16 protein-coding genes and 1 pseudogene are annotated in these 19,215 nt (G+C 42.0%); 11 read left to right on the forward strand and 6 right to left on the reverse strand.

What is annotated here, in order from left to right:
- The first annotated feature begins 159 nt into the window (after positions 1 to 159).
- Positions 160 to 1,614 carry an amidase gene (locus tag V1497_RS06240; RefSeq protein WP_349410116.1) on the forward strand — a complete coding sequence of 485 codons (1,455 nt, stop codon included), beginning with the start codon at positions 160 to 162 and terminating at the stop codon, positions 1,612 to 1,614.
- A gap of 32 nt (positions 1,615 to 1,646) precedes the next feature.
- Here V1497_RS06240 and V1497_RS06245 read toward each other — a convergent pair whose 3' ends face one another.
- The 4 genes and pseudogenes from V1497_RS06245 to V1497_RS06260 all read right to left on the reverse strand — a co-directional run bounded on the left by V1497_RS06245 (position 1,647) and on the right by V1497_RS06260 (position 5,737).
- A complete protein-coding gene (locus tag V1497_RS06245) occupies positions 1,647 to 2,483 on the reverse strand; it encodes an arylamine N-acetyltransferase (protein ID WP_349410117.1) in 837 nt (278 codons plus the stop codon).
- A gap of 656 nt (positions 2,484 to 3,139) precedes the next feature.
- Entirely contained in the window at positions 3,140 to 3,391 is a 252-nt protein-coding gene (locus V1497_RS06250) for an atypical membrane-integrating protein (Mistic protein) (RefSeq protein ID WP_349410118.1), read from the reverse strand.
- A gap of 121 nt (positions 3,392 to 3,512) precedes the next feature.
- Positions 3,513 to 3,614: pseudogene (locus V1497_RS06255) on the reverse strand (small, acid-soluble spore protein, alpha/beta type); the annotation flags it as partial.
- A 95-nt stretch (positions 3,615 to 3,709) separates the two neighbouring features.
- The gene (locus tag V1497_RS06260) at positions 3,710 to 5,737 is read right to left on the reverse strand and encodes a molybdopterin oxidoreductase family protein (RefSeq protein WP_349410119.1); all 2,028 of its coding nucleotides are present in this window, start codon (positions 5,735 to 5,737) and stop codon (positions 3,710 to 3,712) included.
- 258 nt (positions 5,738 to 5,995) lie between these two features.
- Between V1497_RS06260 and V1497_RS06265 the strand changes: the two genes are divergently transcribed.
- On the forward strand, positions 5,996 to 6,187 hold the full coding sequence (locus tag V1497_RS06265; protein WP_349410120.1) for a hypothetical protein: 192 nt from the start codon (positions 5,996 to 5,998) through the stop codon (positions 6,185 to 6,187).
- 40 nt (positions 6,188 to 6,227) lie between these two features.
- Here the strand turns inward: V1497_RS06265 and V1497_RS06270 are convergent, their stop codons facing one another.
- Positions 6,228 to 7,322, reverse strand: coding sequence for a citrate synthase/methylcitrate synthase (locus V1497_RS06270; RefSeq protein WP_349410121.1), 1,095 nt, complete (start codon positions 7,320 to 7,322; stop codon positions 6,228 to 6,230).
- Between the two features lie 121 nt (positions 7,323 to 7,443).
- On the opposite strand from V1497_RS06270, the gene V1497_RS06275 reads away from it, so the two are divergent.
- From V1497_RS06275 to V1497_RS06310, 8 genes are all read left to right on the forward strand, one after another.
- Positions 7,444 to 8,328, forward strand: coding sequence for a LysR family transcriptional regulator (locus V1497_RS06275; protein WP_349410122.1), 885 nt, complete (start codon positions 7,444 to 7,446; stop codon positions 8,326 to 8,328).
- 110 nt (positions 8,329 to 8,438) lie between these two features.
- Positions 8,439 to 9,665, forward strand: a complete 1,227-nt coding sequence (locus V1497_RS06280) for an MFS transporter (protein WP_414703631.1) — start codon at positions 8,439 to 8,441, stop codon at positions 9,663 to 9,665.
- Between the two features lie 294 nt (positions 9,666 to 9,959).
- Positions 9,960 to 10,976, forward strand: a complete 1,017-nt coding sequence (locus tag V1497_RS06285) for an ABC transporter ATP-binding protein (protein ID WP_349410124.1) — start codon at positions 9,960 to 9,962, stop codon at positions 10,974 to 10,976.
- Positions 10,945 to 11,970, forward strand: a complete 1,026-nt coding sequence (locus tag V1497_RS06290) for a dipeptide ABC transporter ATP-binding protein (RefSeq protein WP_349410125.1) — start codon at positions 10,945 to 10,947, stop codon at positions 11,968 to 11,970. Before V1497_RS06285 ends, V1497_RS06290 begins: the two co-directional genes overlap by 32 nt.
- Positions 11,971 to 12,113: 143 nt before the next feature.
- Positions 12,114 to 13,721, forward strand: coding sequence for a peptide-binding protein (locus V1497_RS06295; RefSeq protein ID WP_414703632.1), 1,608 nt, complete (start codon positions 12,114 to 12,116; stop codon positions 13,719 to 13,721).
- 140 nt (positions 13,722 to 13,861) lie between these two features.
- The gene (locus V1497_RS06300; RefSeq protein ID WP_349410126.1) at positions 13,862 to 14,812 is read left to right on the forward strand and encodes an ABC transporter permease; all 951 of its coding nucleotides are present in this window, start codon (positions 13,862 to 13,864) and stop codon (positions 14,810 to 14,812) included.
- A gap of 11 nt (positions 14,813 to 14,823) precedes the next feature.
- Positions 14,824 to 15,750 carry an oligopeptide ABC transporter permease gene (opp4C, locus tag V1497_RS06305; protein ID WP_349410756.1) on the forward strand — a complete coding sequence of 309 codons (927 nt, stop codon included), beginning with the start codon at positions 14,824 to 14,826 and terminating at the stop codon, positions 15,748 to 15,750.
- A gap of 21 nt (positions 15,751 to 15,771) precedes the next feature.
- The gene (locus V1497_RS06310) at positions 15,772 to 17,772 is read left to right on the forward strand and encodes a S9 family peptidase (protein ID WP_349410127.1); all 2,001 of its coding nucleotides are present in this window, start codon (positions 15,772 to 15,774) and stop codon (positions 17,770 to 17,772) included.
- A 295-nt stretch (positions 17,773 to 18,067) separates the two neighbouring features.
- Here V1497_RS06310 and V1497_RS06315 read toward each other — a convergent pair whose 3' ends face one another.
- The gene (locus tag V1497_RS06315) at positions 18,068 to 18,937 is read right to left on the reverse strand and encodes an STAS domain-containing protein (RefSeq protein WP_349410128.1); all 870 of its coding nucleotides are present in this window, start codon (positions 18,935 to 18,937) and stop codon (positions 18,068 to 18,070) included.
- Positions 18,938 to 19,063: 126 nt separating this feature from the next.
- On the opposite strand from V1497_RS06315, the gene V1497_RS06320 reads away from it, so the two are divergent.
- Complete coding sequence (locus tag V1497_RS06320) at positions 19,064 to 19,198, forward strand: hypothetical protein (protein ID WP_349410129.1); 135 nt, start codon at positions 19,064 to 19,066, stop codon at positions 19,196 to 19,198.
- The last annotated feature ends 17 nt before the right edge of the window (positions 19,199 to 19,215 follow it).

Consider the following 19,215-nt stretch of genomic DNA (forward strand, 5'->3'; position numbering starts at 1 on the left):
TCCAATTTAATTTGGGAGATTTTTTTGTAATATAATCTCTATTCCCCCAAATTAGAGGAATGTTTCAGGTTTTTCTCGTATATAACCATAAAGGAAACTTATGTTGAACATTCCTCTATCAAAATGAACGCCTGACACAGGCGGAAAAGGTGGGGTTCTATGTCAATCTTGGATATGGATGCTTCGCAAATAGCTGAACAGATCAAAACTGGGAAACTGACTTCTGAAAAAGCAACTGCAACGTATATCAATCACCTGAAAGCAATCAATCCATCGATTAATTGTCTTGTGGAAAATCGTTTCAAGCTTGCTGAAAAAGAAGCTAAAGAAGCTGATCGTTTGTTAAAGGAAGGAAAAACGAAAGGACGGCTTTTCGGCGTGCCGATCAGTGTGAAAGAGTGCTTCAATGTTGAGGGCATGAAAACGACGGGAGGACTGATACACCGTAAGGATCATGTCGTTCAGGAAGATGCCGAGGTAGTCAAGCGGCTGAAATCAGAGGGAGCAATCATCTTAGGAAAGACCAATACGCCTTCATTATGCTATTGTCAGGAGACGGTGAACCCCTTATATGGTACGACGAACAATCCGTGGGATGTTACCTGTAGCTCTGGGGGTTCCAGTGGTGGAGAAGGGGCTCTTATCAGTGTTGGAGGTGCAGCTGTCGGGATTGGAGCGGATATAGGGGGATCAATTCGGATACCGAGTCATTTCAACGGTATCATCGGCTTCAAATCAGGGAATGGTCAAATCAGCCAAGAGGGGAATTATCCTTATATTGAATATGAGGAACAGCAGAGGATGCTTGGAATTGGGGCAATGGCCAAAAGTGTGGAAGACACACGTTTGATTAATGGAATACTTGCTGACAGTAAGACGAGAGAAAATGATCTATCTTCATTCGAACTGATTGTGCCACAGTTCTATCCATGTCCGTTAGGCGTAGAAACGGGGAGGCTCATCCGGACAATCAAGGAGGATTTTGAAACCGACTTTTCCATTAAAACGGATGAACCGCCGCATTTTTCCGACTCCACTCTCATATGGCAACAGCTCATGTCCCTTGATGGGGGAGTAGCACTACGAAAGCATCTGTTGGTGAATGACAAGCAATTAAGTCCGTATGTTGAATTTCTACGATCAAAAGTATCCACCTCGGACATCCATGCTTACTTGTCTTGGGCAATGATCGGAATGCGGTTATTCAAACCTTCGAGAAGAAGACTGAATCAAATAAAGGAGATTCTAAAGACAGGTGATGAACGAATTGGTCGATACTTGGATCGACGATTGATCGTCATGCCAGTTTATCATTCACCTGCTCCAACTCATGGAACGATTTATAAAGAAGTCTTCTCAATCCAAAAAACGTTCCTGCGATACCTTCCTTACATTTCGTATGGGAATGTTTGGGGTCTTCCATCATTAACAATTCCAGTCGGCGAGAGTGCGAAGGGACTGCCTATTGCTGTCCAAATCATGAGTGCCACTGGAAACGAGGATGCAATTTTCAAGTTCGGAGAGCAGTTGGAGAAAAAATATCGAGGCTATCAACGTTGTACAAAATACGACCAATCGGAAGATCAAAAGGCACCAGCTGCCCATTTAGCATAAAGAAAAAAGGGGGAATTCCCCCTTTTTTTCTATTATACCTTGAATAGCTGTATACCTCGATCTTCTAGGTAAGCGGCTGCTTTCAAGGCTATTTTTTCTTCAATACCAAAGATATGGTAGATTCTCCTTGCCCAATCATGACGGTTGGAGAAACGAGAAACCTCTTTCATATATGCATTTTTTCGCGTGATTGTATCATTATTTACGTAATAACAGTAGCGTGGCTTGAAAATGGTGGCGTTCAATCGGCGCATCACAGTATTTTCATTACGATCCTGGTGGGAAATATTGATCTCTTTGCTAAACTCATCCTCAGAACGGGATGACCAATCAATCTCTTTTTGGACGAATGATTTTCCATCCGAGTGGCGATCGATTTCAAACGTTGATTCCGAAATCTTACGAATGTATATTTCTTCACCCAATTTCCTGAATTTGATCATGTCGTGGTCTGCAAGGGGAAGGGGTTGAAACAAGGGGCAACCGTACCCGACATCGACATAGTAATCGTTGCCTCCGTATTGGACCTTTATGCCGATGTGACCACTATGGACCCTCACCAATGAACATTCGAACCCAAGTGAACGTAACAATCTTGAAAAATGGATGTTTAATGGATAACAGGTGCCTCCCCATCCTTTTTCGATAAAATTCCAAAGAAATTCATCTGTATCCGGCAGGAAAGAGTCCCTTTCCAGGTGATCTTCAGCAAAGTGGTATTTACTGAAGTTTTCATAGGGTATGGTATGTAGGTGAGCTTTTATGAGTGTCTTCAAATAAGCCAGGTCTGCCCGAGCTTTTGGAATATGTAATACCTCTAAGTAACGGTCAGTGGTCTCGCGAGTCAGAAGATGCTGGAACGTAATCACGACAACCTCCTTGTGATATCTTCTTGATGTATTGAAATGGTACTTATAAATAGCAGTTCATAAGCTTTTCGGTTTAATTCTACAATAAAGCCTTTATTCCTTTCTTGTCTATATCGTTGATCAATTGAATCACAAATTTTCACAAGATAAATGGGGGTAGGTTCGCTCGTAAAAACCGTCTTCTATGTCATCATATCCTTATTATTCACGACGGTTTCACTATACTTCAAGAATACCATGGAAACGATAGTTGTAGATGAAATCATTTTGCAAGGCTTGACGGTTGGAGGATGGGTGTTTTTTTGGGAAGCCATAATGCACGCACCTGTAAAATTCAGATATAAATGAAGGTCCTTATCCGATTATTTGATGTATAATAGTGGAAGTTACATGTGGTTATGGGGAGGAGTCGGGCAGAGATGTTCGAATACATATGTGTTGATTGTGAACGGATTGAATATGCCATCGATATCGAGTTGAAGAAACGCTGTCATGATTGTGGATATTACATGGAGTGTCGTGAGCCTGTCCAAGAATGACTTAAGGCCTCCACCTCCGCAACAAAAGGCTGCACTTTTTGTGAGCTTTCGACAAATTTCCAAGGTATTTCCTGGGTAATCCTTCAGGTATATGACAGGAAAGTACAAATCTTTCAATTACTCTTCTTCACTGGGTGCATCTAACCATGACAGAGCTTCTTTTATCAATGTGTTCAGTTTACGATCAATGAAGTCTTCTCCATACTTTTCTTTCGCTTCTTCCAATTGTGAAACCACTTGATCATCGAGCTTGATGATCGGTTTATCTTCCTCGAGTTCATTGTAAAGCTCTATTACTGCATCCAATCCTTCTGAAATCTGGTCAATCGACCGGCTCAAATCATTATATTCTCGTTTATTCGCTTTCATAGAATGTTCTCCTCTCTACATGATGCAATTGAAAAAGGTTGACCCGTTATGTATCAAATATCCCATCCAGGTAGTGTTGATACGTGTATTCGGGGCCAACCTCATTTTCCCGGGTGTAGGGTTATCTTCCTCCACCTAATTGTTGTTGAGCCATCTGAACAAGGTGTTTTGTCATTTCTCCGCCCACCGAACCCTTCGAGCGGCAAGTTGTATCTGGACCAAGTTTTCTTCAATTGGTAATATTAGGGGAATATAACCTCTTATACGAAGTGTTTCACCTTGAAAAAACATTATCCACGGTAAATGGTGGAAATGAATCTATTCTTTATAATGTCGTTCGATCTGTACCATGCAATTGAAAAAGGTGGCACCGCCTCCTATGTCGGAGAGGGTATCGGAGGTCAGCACATTGATTGAACAACGCCCTTTTTCCTTATCGTCCCACCATAGCCCCTGGGTTACCAGTAATCCCTTTTTCACATCATCTGTGACCTCCGCACGTAACGTTACCCGTCCTAAATGGTTATAGATCTTGACGGTAGAACCAGTTTGGATTCCTTTTGGTTTTGCATCTTCCGGGTGTATATAGACCACAGGTTTTTCTAGAGCTTGTAAGCTTTCCTGATTTGCAAAAGTAGAATTCAAAAATTGGTGGTTTGGTCCGCTCATAAGCTGGAAAGGATACTCTATGGTATGTTCATCAGTCTTCTGTTCAGGCGTTGACTGACGAACCTGGTTTCCAGACAGTTCAATTTTTCCGGAAGGGGATGGGATGAACTCGGGAAAAGTCGTCTCTTTTTGCAGCTTAAGCTTGACCCATCCTTTTTCCTTAAGCTTTTCATACGTCATCCCTGCAAGATAAGGACTAGTCGGGTTATCAAGTGCATCTCGAACCATGTCCTCCTCCGTGTCTTGAAAGCACATTTCTTCAAATCCCATCCATTCAGCCAGTTCTTTAAACAACGTGAAATTCGATTTGCATTCTCCCATAGGTTCCATAACAGGCGTACTCAACTGTACATAGAGGTGCCAATAAGACTTATAAAGATCGAGATTTTCGAAATGGCTCGTTGCAGGTAAAACGATATCAGCATACCGACAACTATCCGTTAAAAAGAGATCGTGGACAACCGTGAATAAATCGTCCCGCATAAGACCTTCCCGTACAAGTGTCTGGTTTGGAGCGACTTGAGCAGGATTACTGTTATAGATAAACAAAAAATGAATTGGATTTTCTTTATCTTGAAGTGCCTGACCAAGCTGATTCATGTTTGTAACCGTTGCGTTTGGATTCGGATGGAGGTCAGGTCGCTGGAGCTTATCTGTGTTCCATTCCGCGTATCCTGAATTCCCTTTTAAAGCCCCGCCGCCTCGTTTCCCCCATTGACCGGTGAGAGCAGGTAAGCTGGAAATGACCCGTGTAATGTTTCCGCCGTTCTTATAATGCTGCAACCCATTTCCTATACGGATAAATGATGGTGAAACCGTGCCGTAAAGGTCGGCTAATTCAACGATCTCAGCAATGGTAAGGCCAGTCTTTTCAGAGACGTACTCAGGTGTGTATTTTTCAAGATCTTTTTTTAAGGCATCAAAACCATTTGTATAAGTGTTGATGAATTCATGGTCAACTTGATTGTTTTTTATAAGCAGATGCATAAGCCCGTATGCCAAACAATCGTCTGTACCTGGATTCAATTGGTAAAAGTGGTCCGCCCATTTCGCGGTGCGGTTCTTATGGACATCGATAACGACGATCTTAGCGCCGTTTTTGCGAGCTTTATTTGCATAGATCACTTGATGCATGTTCGTGCTGATCAAATTACAACCCCAAATGATGATCAACTTGGAATGAATGGTGTCTTCAGGATCGATACCAAGCGACTTTCCCATCGTTCGCTTGTATCCCTCTGCTCCTGCTGCATTACAAATGGTGCGCGCAAGCTTTCTTGCTCCGAGGCGATTGAAGAAACGTCGATCCATTCCTTCACTGTTCAGAATGCCCATATTCCCATAGAAGCTGTAAGGCAAAATTGCATCAGGGGAATGTGCTGCCATCGTTGAATTAAGTTTCTTGGTGATGTGTTCATAGGCCTCTTTCCATGAGATCCTTTCAAATGAAAAGTCTCCTTTATTTCCAACTCTTTTGAGGGGATAGAGAAGTCGATCAGCATGATGGACCCGTTCAGGCATTTTCCTGACTTTATGACAAATGACTCCTTTAGTTACGGGATGTTCAGGATTTCCATCCACTTTTGTGATTTTTCCGTTCTCTTTCTCCACGACAAGACTGCATGTATCGGGACAATCAAGTGGACAGACGGAGCGATGGATTGTTTTCGAACTCATATGATCTGGCCCCTTTCAATATGTAAACCTTGATGTAATAAAAGATTAACATAAAAAAGAAGATGCCATAAGCAGTAAGTATGTGAGATAAAGCGAGAAACCACCTCGTTTATCTCACTTTTTTATAGCTACTATTCAGGCGAATTCGCCAAATTTATACCTCAATGTCGAGCAAAGCAAGTTTTCTTTAAGCACTCGTATAGTTCGTAAGAAACGGGAAAGCCTAATGGAAATGCTACATGAAAGGAGGGACAGGAGATGAATTTCAAAAAATACTTATTCGGTACACTTTCAGCTTTCTTAACAGTAGGATTGTTATTTGGATGTGCTGCTGGTGACGGTGAAGAAGAACAAGAGCCGACTGAAGAGCAGGAACCAGCTGAAGAAGAACAAGAACCGGCTGATGAAGAAATGCCTGAAGAGGAAAACGGAGAAAATAATGAAGGTTAATTGTAGGGAGGAGGCGCCTAGTAGGCACCTCCTTTTGTATTTACTTTGGGTCCGGCATTTTTCCGACATATTCTGAAGATGGACGAATGATACGGTTGTTTTCATTTTGTTCGTATACATTGGCGATCCACCCGACGATCCGGCTCATCGTAAATGTAGGGGTGAACAGATCAGTAGGAATCTGGAGCGCCTTCAGTATGGCGGCTGCATAGAATTCTACATTCGTGTATAGACGTCTTCCTGGTTTGTATTCATCAAGAAGCTCAATGGCAAGCTGTTCAACTTGATTTGCAAGGGCAAACCAAGGATCATCCTGGGTAAGGTTGGATGTGATTGCTCGTAAAGCTCGTGCCCGGGGATCCATCGTCTTATAGACACGATGACCGAATCCCATCAACAATTCACCATTCTCAAGCTTTTTCCGGATATAAGGTTCTGCTTTCTCGATTGAACCGATCTCCTCCAACAGGTCGATAACCCCAGAAGGTGCTCCTCCGTGCAATGGTCCTTTCATTGCCCCGATTGCCCCAGCAACGGCTGAAACCAAATCAGACTGAGTGGATGAAATGACGCGTGCTGCAAAGGTGGAGGCATTCATTCCGTGTTCCATCGTGAGAATTAGATAGCCTGTTAATGCTTTGACGTGAGCCTTTCTGGGTTCAGTTCCATGAAGCATATACAAGTAGTTGCTGACATGGTCCAAATCTTTACGGGGCATTATAGGCCCCATTCCATTCAATAGACGATATCGATAACAAATAATGGTCGGTACAAGAGCTGTCAACTGGATTCCTTCTTCAATCGTTGATGGCCATTGATAATCGGTGGTCCCTCTGGTCGAAAGCATCGTACGAATCACACTCATCATATCCATATTTGTTGGAAGTGAATGAAGAATCGACTCTTCCGTTTCCGATAGCACGCGGGCATTCTTCATCGATTGGATAAATGTATCCAATTCAACCGGTTGAGGGAAGCGTTGGTACCATAACAAGTACATAACCTCTTCAAAGGATTTATGTTGGGCGATGTCTTCTGCCCAATATCCTCGATACACAAGTTGGCCCTTTTCCCCATCTACAAGACTGATTCGTGATTGCGCAGTCACTACACCTGCAAGTCCTTCTTTCAACATGACGAACACTCCCTTGGTAATAATTTCTTGATTCTATTTTATACGGACCTTATCATTAATTCTAATAAATGATTTTCTGAAAATTGATAGGGAATCATAATTAATGGGAGGGGATTTGTTCATGCAAATTCGTTGGCTTCAGACGTTCATTATGGCTGCAAAATCTGAAAATTACAGGCTCACCTCAGAGCGGTTATTTATTTCACAACCGACCGTAACTGTACATATTCAGCAGTTGGAACAGACATTAGGTTGTCGGCTTTTTAGAAAAAGTGGGAGGAACATCAGTTTGACAGAATCAGGTAAACATTTCCTGCCTCATGCTGAAAAAATCCTCGAACAATACACGACAGGCCTGCAGTCTCTTTCCAGCTGGCAGCAAGGTTATGAAAGGAAACTCACGATAGCTGTTTCACCGTTGGTAGCTGCTTCAATTTTATCGCATATTGTGAAAGCCTTTATGAATGCACACCCTCATATCGAAGTGGTCATCCAAGTGATCGATTCGGTGGATATTGGGGCATATGTGGAGCGGGGAGAAGCACAACTTGGAATCTCAAGGGTAAAAGCGATGCAGAATGGAATATTTTGTGAAACCTTGTATGAGGACCCTGTCATCCTTGTTGCCCCTCACGATGGAGGCGATGATGAAACGAGCCCTCCAATCGATTTTCATGACCTTTTGAGGTCACAGGTCCTGCTCACACATAATCATCCGCTTTACTGGGATGATCTCTTAACATCTTTAAGGCAAATTAATCCACAAGTAAGGACGATGATCGTATCTCATGTAAATGTGACCAAACGATTTATTGAAGAAGGGATCGGTTTTTCATTCCTTCCTGTTACATCAGTCAAAAGAGAAATATTAGAAGGAAGAGTATTGGAAGTTCAAACGGGGGAATTAAAACTGCCGATTGCTCATACTTATTTGATTCAAAAAGACAGAACTGAGGAAACAAAACAGTTTATCGAATTCGTAGGTCAGTATTATATAGGCACTTAAGAAAAGCGATCCAAATTCAAACAAAATTAATGCAAAACGATTGAATCGGGTATATAATGAACACATATATTTAGAGACCCGAAATAAATGGCATTCTGGGTTGAGAGGAGATAGAAAAAGTGTGGAGAAACCGGAATTTCATTTTGTTGATGTTCGGTCTTGCGGTTTCAAGTACTGGTCTTTGGGTCGGAATTATCGGAAACCTTGAGTTTTTACAAAAAAACGTCGAATCATCCTTTCTACAAGCACTGATCATCCTTGCAGGCTTTCTTGTAGGGATCTTCCTTGCTCCAATGGCAGGAAGAGTGATTGACCGCAGTAATAAACGCAATATTTTGATCTATGCAGGTATTGCAAGATGTGTCGCAATCTTATTCATGTATCTTGCCATTGCAACGAATTCGGTCTGGTGGATGCTGATTTACACGTTCATCATCGGTATTTCAGGGACTTTTTCAAACCCTGCTATGCAGACGATGATCCCGTTGGTAGTCAGCAAAGGTCAGCTTCTAGCTGCGAATAGTGTGCATGTCAATATCTTCACTGGCGCAAGAATCGTAGGGACAGCGCTTGGTGGCGTCATGTTGGTCGGCATGTCCTTGTTTTCACTTTATACCGTTACACTCGTCTCTTATGTGATCTTACTCGTTGCAACCTTTTTCATCAGGGTCGATGAAAAAGAGAAGCGTGTGGATCAACAAAAAAAGAAAGAAAACTTCATCACAACCATCCAAGAACTTTATCCGGTCATACGGAAGAAAAGCATGGTCATCAACAGTATCCTTTTATTGATACCAGCCTTTTTGTTCATAGCAGGCTTCAATTTGATCGTCATCGAGATCAGTGAAATACAGAACACACCAGGAATTAAAGGGATTCTTTATACGACGGAGGGACTTTGTGTTTTCATCGGTACCTTCATTGCAAACCGGTTTTTCAAGGAAAACCCTAAATTCATCTACTTATCGATCATCACGTTCGTCATTGCGGCAGCTCAACTTTCGCTCGTCTTCGCAGATCACTTTATTCCATCCATTCTGACATTTGCGTTATTTGGGCTTGCAGCAGGGACATTGTTCCCAGTCGCAACGACAATCTTTCAGACCGATGTTCCATCAGATTTTCACGGTCGCTTCTTTTCCATCAAGGGGATGGTGGATAATATCATCTTTCAAGCTTTGATGCTTTTGACCGGTTTTCTTCTTGATACGGTTGGATTCAACATCATGGTCATCAGTTTCGGTATAAGTTCGTTCTTGTTTGTGAGTATGATTTTCCTTCGAAATACATGGACGGGAGGGCGAATGAAAGAAAAATCCGTCATGATAACCAAATAATCGTCAAAAAATTCACAATATAATATGCCAATTTGTGTATTTTAAAAAAATTTCCGAAAAATATATCTATGCCAAGAAACCCTTGTTTATCAAGGGTTTTTTGTTATATAGGTACTTGGTCATATAACAAAAATTACAATTTCTTTAAAATTCTTTAAAAAAACTTCTTGAATGCTCGAATTATTAATTTTATAATATTTTTAAATAATCAAAAAATAAAACAAAGTTCTCTCAATTTTGCAGAAGGAACAGACAAAATACGTCGGGGTATACAACCAAAGGGGGGTTGCTTGATTGGAAGAACTATTAAAAGTCCGAAATCTTAAAACCTACTTTTTCGACAAGAAAAAGACGATCAAAGCTGTTGATGGGGTCGACTTTAAAATCAATAAAGGAGAAACCTTAGCATTAGTTGGAGAATCTGGATGTGGAAAGAGCATGACTTCACTCTCGATTATGCAGCTAGTACCAGCACCATATGGGAAGATCGTTGAGGGAGAAGTCGTCCTCGAAGGTAAAAATTTGTTGGACTATTCAGAAAATGAAATGTGTAAGGTCCGTGGAAATGAAATCTCAATGATATTCCAAGAGCCTATGACTTCACTCAATCCAGTCATGACAATAGGTGAACAGATCATTGAAGTGATTACATACCATAAACGGTTACCGAGAAAAAAGGCAGTGCAACAAGCGATTGATCTACTGAAGCTAGTTGGAATACCACGTGCTGAATCGATCATTACAGAGTATCCTCACCGATTATCAGGTGGAATGAGACAACGTGTCATGATCGCCATGGCGATGAGCTGTGATCCGAAGCTTCTCATCGCAGATGAACCAACAACGGCACTTGATGTAACGATTCAAGCACAAATTCTGGATCTGATGAAAGACTTATCGAAAAAAGTGAACACGTCGATCCTTTTGATTACACATGACTTAGGTGTCGTATCTGAACTGGCTGAGCGGGTCATCGTTATGTACGCAGGCCAAATCGTTGAGCAAGCGAGTGTAGGGGATATCTTTGATGAACCGCTACATCCTTATACACAAGGATTGGTTGAATCCGTTCCTGATATCGATGGTGAAATCGGTCGCTTGAATCCAATCAAAGGAAACGTTCCGACACCGGATAATATGCCGAAAGGGTGCCGATTCGCACCAAGGTGTGCGCACGCTTTCGATCGTTGTTTCTCAGAAGAACCTCAACTACAAGAAAAGAAGTATGGTACTAGAACGGTCCGTTGCTTCTTGTATGACGATGATAAGGGGGCAGAAAATGCAAGGAAGGACCAATACTCTCACCGTTAACTCCAAAGAAGAATCAACTCAAGATACGATCTTAGAAGTTACAAACCTGAAAATGCACTTCCCGATCAAAGCGGGGATCATGCAAAAAACCGTTGGGCATGTAAAAGCTGTAGACGGCATCTCTTTCAAGCTACGAAGAGGTGAAACCCTTGGGATTGTTGGAGAGTCAGGATGTGGAAAGTCCACACTGGGACGAACGATCATCCGACTTTACAACCCGACGGAAGGGAACATCCAATTCAACAATCAAGATATCACATCTTTATCCGAAGGGGAGCTGCGTTCAACGGTCAGGAAACAAATGCAAATGATCTTTCAGGATCCATTCGCTTCCTTGAACCCTAGGAAAACGTTAGGGACAAGCATTATGGAACCGTTGAAAACCCATAATTATGGATCTGCTTCTGAAAGGAAAGCGAAAGTAGAGGAATTGCTTGATACAGTCGGATTGAATACTGCATTCGCAAATCGTTATCCTCATGAGTTCTCAGGCGGTCAACGTCAACGGATCGGGATTGCCCGGGCGTTAGCATTAAATCCAGATTTAATGATTGCCGATGAACCAGTATCTGCATTGGATGTTTCCATCCAGGCGCAGATCATCAACTTGATGGAAGATCTGCAGGAACAATATAACCTGACATATCTCTTCATCTCTCATGATTTAGGTGTCGTCCGACATATCTCTGACCGTGTAGGGGTCATGTATCTCGGAAACATGATGGAATTAGCTGAAAAGCATGACTTGTACAGAGAGCCATTGCATCCATATACGCAAGCACTCATGTCTGCTGTACCGGTTCCAAGGAAGAAAGGGTACAACAAACGCGAAAGAATCATTCTTTCTGGTGATCTACCGAGTCCATCCAATCCGCCAAAAGGGTGTGTCTTCCATACACGATGCCCAGCTGCAATGGATATTTGCAAGCAGCAAGTGCCGAAGTTCCAGGAAGCCCAGCCGAATCACTACGTTGCGTGTCATCTCTACGAATAGAGGTGTTAAGCATTTTTTACTAAGCGGAGGGAGGGAACAAAGTCGTTTTGTTGTTGCAGTCAACTTTTGTTTAAAAAATAAGGGGGTTTATTAATTTGAAGGTGAATAAGAAGTTTCATTGGTTCCTAGTATTAACGTTCGTCATGTCGTTGTTCTTAGCTGCATGTAACGCAAGCCCAAGTTCTGAACCAAGCAATGATGATGAAGGAGAAAGTGGCACTGATACAGAACAAGCAACAGATGAGCCGAAACAAGGTGGAGATCTGATTGTTGGTTCCATCGGAGCTCCGACATTGTTCAATGATCTATACTCAACAGATATCTCAAGTTCTGATATCTCCGGGTGGATATACGATGGATTAGTAGTGTTTGATGAAAATCTTGAGCCACAACCAGATCTTGCGAAAGAGTGGAAGACTTCTGATGATGGTTTGGTTTGGACAATTAAATTGCATGAAGGCGTTAAGTTCCATGATGGCGAGCCTTTAACGGCTGATGATGTTGTCTTCACATACGAAATTCCATTGCATGAAGACTACACTGGACCACGTGCATCATCTTTTGAAAAGATCGAAAAAGTTGAAGCTGTAGATGATACGACTGTTAAGATGACTCTTTCTGAGCCATACGCTCCTTTCATGGATTCTTTGACTTACGGGATCCTTCCAGAGCATATCCTAGGCGATGTACCAGTTAAAGAACTAGGTGAGCATGAATTCAACACGAAGAACCCAATCGGTTCTGGTCCATTCAAATTTGAAGAGTGGAAAGAAGGACAATACGTTAAAGTTACTGCGTTCGAAGACTATTTCGAAGGTCGTCCGAACCTAGATTCAATCACATACAAGATTGTTCCAGATGCTAACGCATTGATGGCACAAATTGCAAACGGTGATGTTCATCAAGCATCTGTACAATCTCCTGACTTAGAAACTGCTAAGAAGCTTGAAGAAGAAGGAAAGATTGTTTTATCTACCGACCTAGCTCTTTCTTACACTTACATCGGATGGAATCAAAAGAACGAATTGTTCCAGGATGAAAAAGTACGTCAAGCATTAACACATGCAATCGATCGTGAAACAATGATTTCCGCTGTATTGAATGGTGACGGGGAAGTTGCTCACGCACCATCCAGTCCACTAAGCTGGGCTTACAATGAAGATGTTCCGAAATTCGGATATGATGTTGAAAAAGCGAAGAAGATGTTAGAAGAAGCAGGATGGACTCCTGGTGACGATGGAATCCTCCAAAAAGACGGTAAGAAGTTCCAATTCGAAATCAAAACGAACCAAGGTAATAAAGCTCGTGAGCAAATCGCTCAAGTTGTCCAAGAACAGTTGAAGCAAGTTGGAATCGAAGTTAAACCGAAGATCATGGAATGGAGTGCATTCATCGAGGATGTAACGGCTCCTAACTGGAACTACGACGCTGTAATCCTAGGCTGGGCTCTTTCTGCAGATCCGGATCCAACAGCTATCTGGCATTCAAAAGAACGTGAAGCAGGCTTGAACTTCGTTCACTTCTCTGATCCTGAATTGGACAAGTTGATGGATGAAAACACGAAGGAACTTGATCAAGAAAAGCGTAAGGAAATGATCGCTAAGATCCAAGAGGGTATCGTTGAACAACAGCCATATACGTTCTTGTACTACCCGAACGATCACTATGCTTTAGACCCAAGCATCAAAGGATTTACACACCATCCGCGTAGCGAATACTACAACATTGAAAACTGGTGGATGGATAAGTAATCGAATTAATTCTGGGATGATGGATAAAGCGTTAATGGATATGCTTTATCCATCTCCTGTTTTATGTAAAGACTTTACCATTCATTCTCGCCTTTACATATCTTGACTACTCTTGAAAGTAGACAAAAGGGGGATTATCGTTGCTCTCATACATCATTCGTCGAACATTGATGGCTATACCACTTCTATTTGGAATTTCCATTCTATCTTTCGGAATCATTCATATGGCTCCTGGAGACCCAACTGCTTTGATGATGGATCCAAACATCAAACCAGAGGATATGGAAGCCTATAAAGAAAAATATGGATTGAACGATCCACCGCATATCCAATATTTAAAATGGGTTGGGAATATGCTCCAAGGTGACTTTGGACAATCTTTGATTAGACAGGGTACAGATGTATCTTACTTGATCATGGAGCGTTTACCGAACACATTGTTTCTAATGGGTGTATCGACTTTGTTAGCGGTGTTGATATCGATTCCATTTGGAATCTTGTCAGCTCGTAAGCCGTACACACTTACTGATTACTCTGTAACGTTCACTTCTTTCCTAGGTCTAGCAACTCCGAACTTCTGGTTAGGTCTTGTTTTGATCATGTTCTTATCTGTTCAGTTTGGGTGGTTCCCAACTGGAGGTATCGCTACGTTGAATGAACCATTCAGCGTTTGGGATCGTATCCACCACTTGATTTTACCTGCCTTTGTATTAGCGACTGCGGATATGGCAGCTTTGACACGTTATACACGTACAAGTATGCTCGAAGTTTTGAAGCAGGATTATATCCGTACGGCTCGTGCGAAAGGTTTCAGAGAACAAAAGGTCGTTTATAAACATGGATTACGTAATGGTTTAATTCCAGTCATTACAATATTCGGTTTGATGCTTCCATCTTTCTTTGCTGGAACTGTTATTGTCGAAAAGATCTTCAACTGGCCTGGAATTGGATTATTGTTTGTCGATGCAGCCTTCCAACGTGATTACCCGATCATCATGGCAGTTACCGTTATTACAGCAGTCCTGACGGTAATCGGGAATCTACTTGCTGATATCCTATATGCTGTATTCGATCCAAGAATTGAGTATTAAGGGGGATTATGATGTCACAGCCTGATAATCAATTACAACCTAACGTTCCCGTCCATCCAGAGCCACATGCACCTCTTCCGCAAAAGAAGCCTGACACATTGACTCGGATTGCGGTTGACAAGTTCATTAAGAACAAGCTGGCAGTGCTGGGTCTGATCCTATTAGTCATGATCATCTTAGCGGCTATCTTTGCACCTTTGCTTACACCATACGATCCTAGTAGCCAGCAATTATTGAAAAAGCTCACACCGCCTAATGGTGAGCATCTTCTAGGAGTGGACACGTTAGGACGCGATATGTTTACACGTATGCTCTATGGTGCTCGTGTTTCATTATTAGTAGGATTTGCTTCGGTTGCTGCTTCAATTTTCATTGGTACGATTGTTGGAGCACTTGCAGGTTATTATGGAGGAAAAATTGACGCATTCTTGATGCGTGTCGTCGATGTGTTCCTTGCATTTCCTAGTTTGTTCTTACTTATTACGCTTGTAACTATTTTCGAGCCAGGTGTAGATAAGTTGATTTTAGCATTTGCTTTGTTCGGTTGGACGACAACGGCACGTCTCGTACGTGGAGAGTTCTTATCACTTAGAACACGTGAATTCGTTCTTGCAGCGAAAACAATGGGTGTTCGAAGCTCTAAGATCATCTTCTCACATATTCTGCCGAATGCGATGGGACCAATCATCGTTGCCGCAACATTGAATGTCGGTATCATTATCCTGGCAGAATCAGCACTTAGCTATTTAGGATTAGGAATCCAACCTCCTACACCGAGTTGGGGAAATATGCTTCAGGATGCTCAAAACTTGACGATCATGTATACCGCACCATGGTATCCGATCTTCCCTGGAGTCATGATTCTCATTACAGTATTGGCGTTCAACTTTGTTGGAGATGGACTCCGTGATGCTCTTGATCCGAAAATGAAATCCTAGGGTTTAAAAGGAGTGAAAGAGATGGATCAAAGAAAAGGTGTACAAATCGATGATTTATTAAGACTGAAATTCGTAAGTGATCCTCAATTATCTCCTGATGGAAAACGTTTAGCTTACGTTGTTAAAGAGATTAACGATGATAAAAAATATCAATCTCATATTTATTTGATGGATGTTGAAACGAAGGATATGGTCCGTTGGACGAGCGGACCTTCCATGGATGTACATCCGAGATGGTCACCTGATGGCTCAAAGCTCTTATTCTTATCGAACAGATCTGAAAAGAAGATGCAGGCATTCGTCATATCTGCTAAAGGTGGAGAGCCCGAACAGGTAACAAAGGTGGAAAAAGGTATCTCCAATCCCTCATGGCATCCGGATGGCCAATCCATTTTATATGGATTCACCGTAGAGGAAGATCAGGATTCCGACGAAGCGTCATTAAAAGGACCTATTATTGTGGACAAATTGAAATACAAGGCGGATGGGGTACCAACTCTCACAACCCAATCATATGCGCATATCGCAATGGTTTCGTTGAAAACAGGGGATGTGCAAGTTCTGACTGAGGGTGACACAAACCATTATTACGCTAATTTCTCACATGATGGGAAAGCAATCGTTTATGCTCGATTTGCTGAAGACCAACCAGGTTCATATATGAAATCGAAAATTTATCTTCAGGAATTTGGTGGAAAACCAGTTGCTATTTCAACGCTGAATGGAACTGTTTCTCATCCTGTATGTTCACCAGATGGTCGTTATATCGCTTATGTCGGACATAATCAAAAGTACGGACCTGCTACTTATAATGAAATCTGGGTATACAATCGGGAAAAAGGGACCACACAATGTCTGACAGATAAGCTCGACATCCAGATAGGAGATGTGATGATCAGCGACTTGCACTCAGTTGAAGCATCTCCGAATATGAAATGGTGTCATAACAGTGAGAAGCTATATTTCCTGGCGAGTGAATTTGGTAACACGGAGCTTTATTCCATCGATCTGTATGGAAATGTTGAAAAGATTGTAGAAGGTGATCGTCATATTTTCCAATATGCAATGGATGATGACTCCAAGGATGTGTATTTAGCTGTAAGCACACCATCTCATCCGGGAGATTTGGTAAGACATGATATTAACAGCCTTTTGGAGGAACCGATAACGTTCCATAATGAAGACCTGTTAAGCAATATCACGTTGTCAGTCCCTGAGCCTATCCAGTATGCTAGCCAAGATGGAACAGTCATCCATGGCTGGATGCTGAAGCCGAATGATTTCGTGAGTGGAAAAAAGTATCCAATGATTCTCTATATTCATGGCGGACCACACATGATGTACGGGAATACATTCTTCCATGAATTCCAGGTGTTGACTGCCAAAGGCTATGCTGTCCTTTATCTTAACCCGAGAGGGAGTCATGGTTACGGACAGACCTTCGTGGATGGTTGCCGTGGTGATTATGGTGGAGGAGATTACCATGATCTGATGGCAGGAGTTGATCATGCTCTTGATTCCTATGACTGGATTGATCCAGAAGAGTTGTATGTTACTGGAGGCAGTTATGGTGGATTCATGACCAACTGGATCGTCGGAAGTACAAATCGGTTCAAAGCAGCCGTCACTCAGCGGTCAATCTGTAATTGGCAAAGTTTTTATGGCGTAAGTGATATTGGGTACTTTTTTACAAAGGGCGAAATCGGTGCTCATATGGAAGAAGACCCTGAAAAGCTCTGGTATCATTCACCGATCAGGCTTGTGAAAAACGTCGAGACACCACTTCTTATCCTACATGGAGAGAAGGATTTCCGTTGCCCGATTGAACAGGCAGAGCAATTATACATTGCTTTGAAGCACCAGAACAAGGCAACGCGACTTGTCCGATTCCCTGATGCGGATCACAACCTATCGAGAAATGGAGATCCATCCATGAGGATGGCAAGACTAGAGCAAATTACAGGATGGTTTGATCATTATCGGGTAACCCCACAAACATCCAAGATGGTAAATGTTCAATAACATAAAAGTCTGGTTCACCCCTTCGATGAAACCTGAAGAGGAACCAGACTTTGTTTATTATTTAGAACCTTCGTCGTAATATTTCAAGAATCAATATGCTACTAAATGAATTTAGTAAGGGGGAGAACCATATGGGGTGGTTTATCGTTGTCGTTTTACTTTACTTACCGATTCTTTACCGGATCCATTCCCGATTGCGAAAGCTAGAGGACGAGGTGAGACGCCTCAGACAATAGGACAACAGAATTCACAGACACTAAAAAGAATGGGATTTCCCCCATTCTTTTTAGTGTTATTATTTCACCTGCAATTGACGTTGAATGAAACCGATGGCTTCAAGTGCTTTTTGCAGACTGCTATATGTCGTGATGTCTTTGAAATCAATGCCAAGAGAAACGACAGTCTGAGTCAATTCTGCACGCATGCCGGTAATAATTGTAGTTACACCCAATAATTTAAGAGCATTGACGACCCGGAACAGGTTGTGAGCAACCATCGTGTCAATGATGACAATACCAGAAAGGTCAATAATCAAGTACGTGACCTTTAGTTTACTGCATTGTTCTAGCGCTTTTTCAAGTATAAAGTGTGACCGTTCTTCATCAAGTTCCCCGATGATCGGCAATACAGCCGCACCGTTACTTACAGGAACGATTGGCATTAGAAGTTGCTGGACATTTGCATGAGCTTTACGAACGACTTCCTTGTGGTCCGCAATATAAGCTAAACTGAAGCAATAAATACAACGGTCAAGGAGTGGATCAATGATTGAACAAATATCAATCACGTCCTCAATCGTCAGATGAACTTGCTCTGCTTCCTGTTTAAGGATTTGTAATATCGCTTTACGGAAAAAGCGCAACCCGTCCAATGATTCTTCAAGGGGCACATCTTCGTTGACAGCTAATTCTCCAGCTTTTTTGCTCCAATCCGTCACAAGTTCGAAATAGTATTTTTCATCGCCATAAACTGCTTCTCCTAAATAACGTACAAAAGTGGCAGTGAACTCCTCAGCTTCTTCTGCTGTCATAGAAGAAAAGGACCTGTTCTGGATCCTCTGGACAACCTCCGGATCTTCCACCATGCGTAACTCCATCGCAAGTTTGTTCACATCATACCGATTCTCTACAATCTTCTCACCTATGACTCTCAAATTCTCACGCATACGTGCTTCCTCCAGTAAATTCAGTTATAAGGTAAGTATACACGATTTTAATTCCGAAAATAAATATATAAGACAGCCTAGTACTTTCATAGTATAAAAGAGTACACAGTGAGAGGTGTTGCTCTTATGAAAGGAATTGACTGGCAAATGGTTGCCTTCGTTACCGTATCACTGTTCCAGGATCATTGGATTTATTCCAAGCTTCCCAGGCTTTATTTCTATGAAAATAATCATCCTGCATCTAACGATCAAAAGCACTAGAAGTGGTGATAACCTAG

It is taken from the genome of Pseudalkalibacillus sp. SCS-8, assembly GCF_040126055.1.
Lineage (GTDB): Bacteria > Bacillota > Bacilli > Bacillales > Fictibacillaceae > Pseudalkalibacillus > Pseudalkalibacillus nanhaiensis.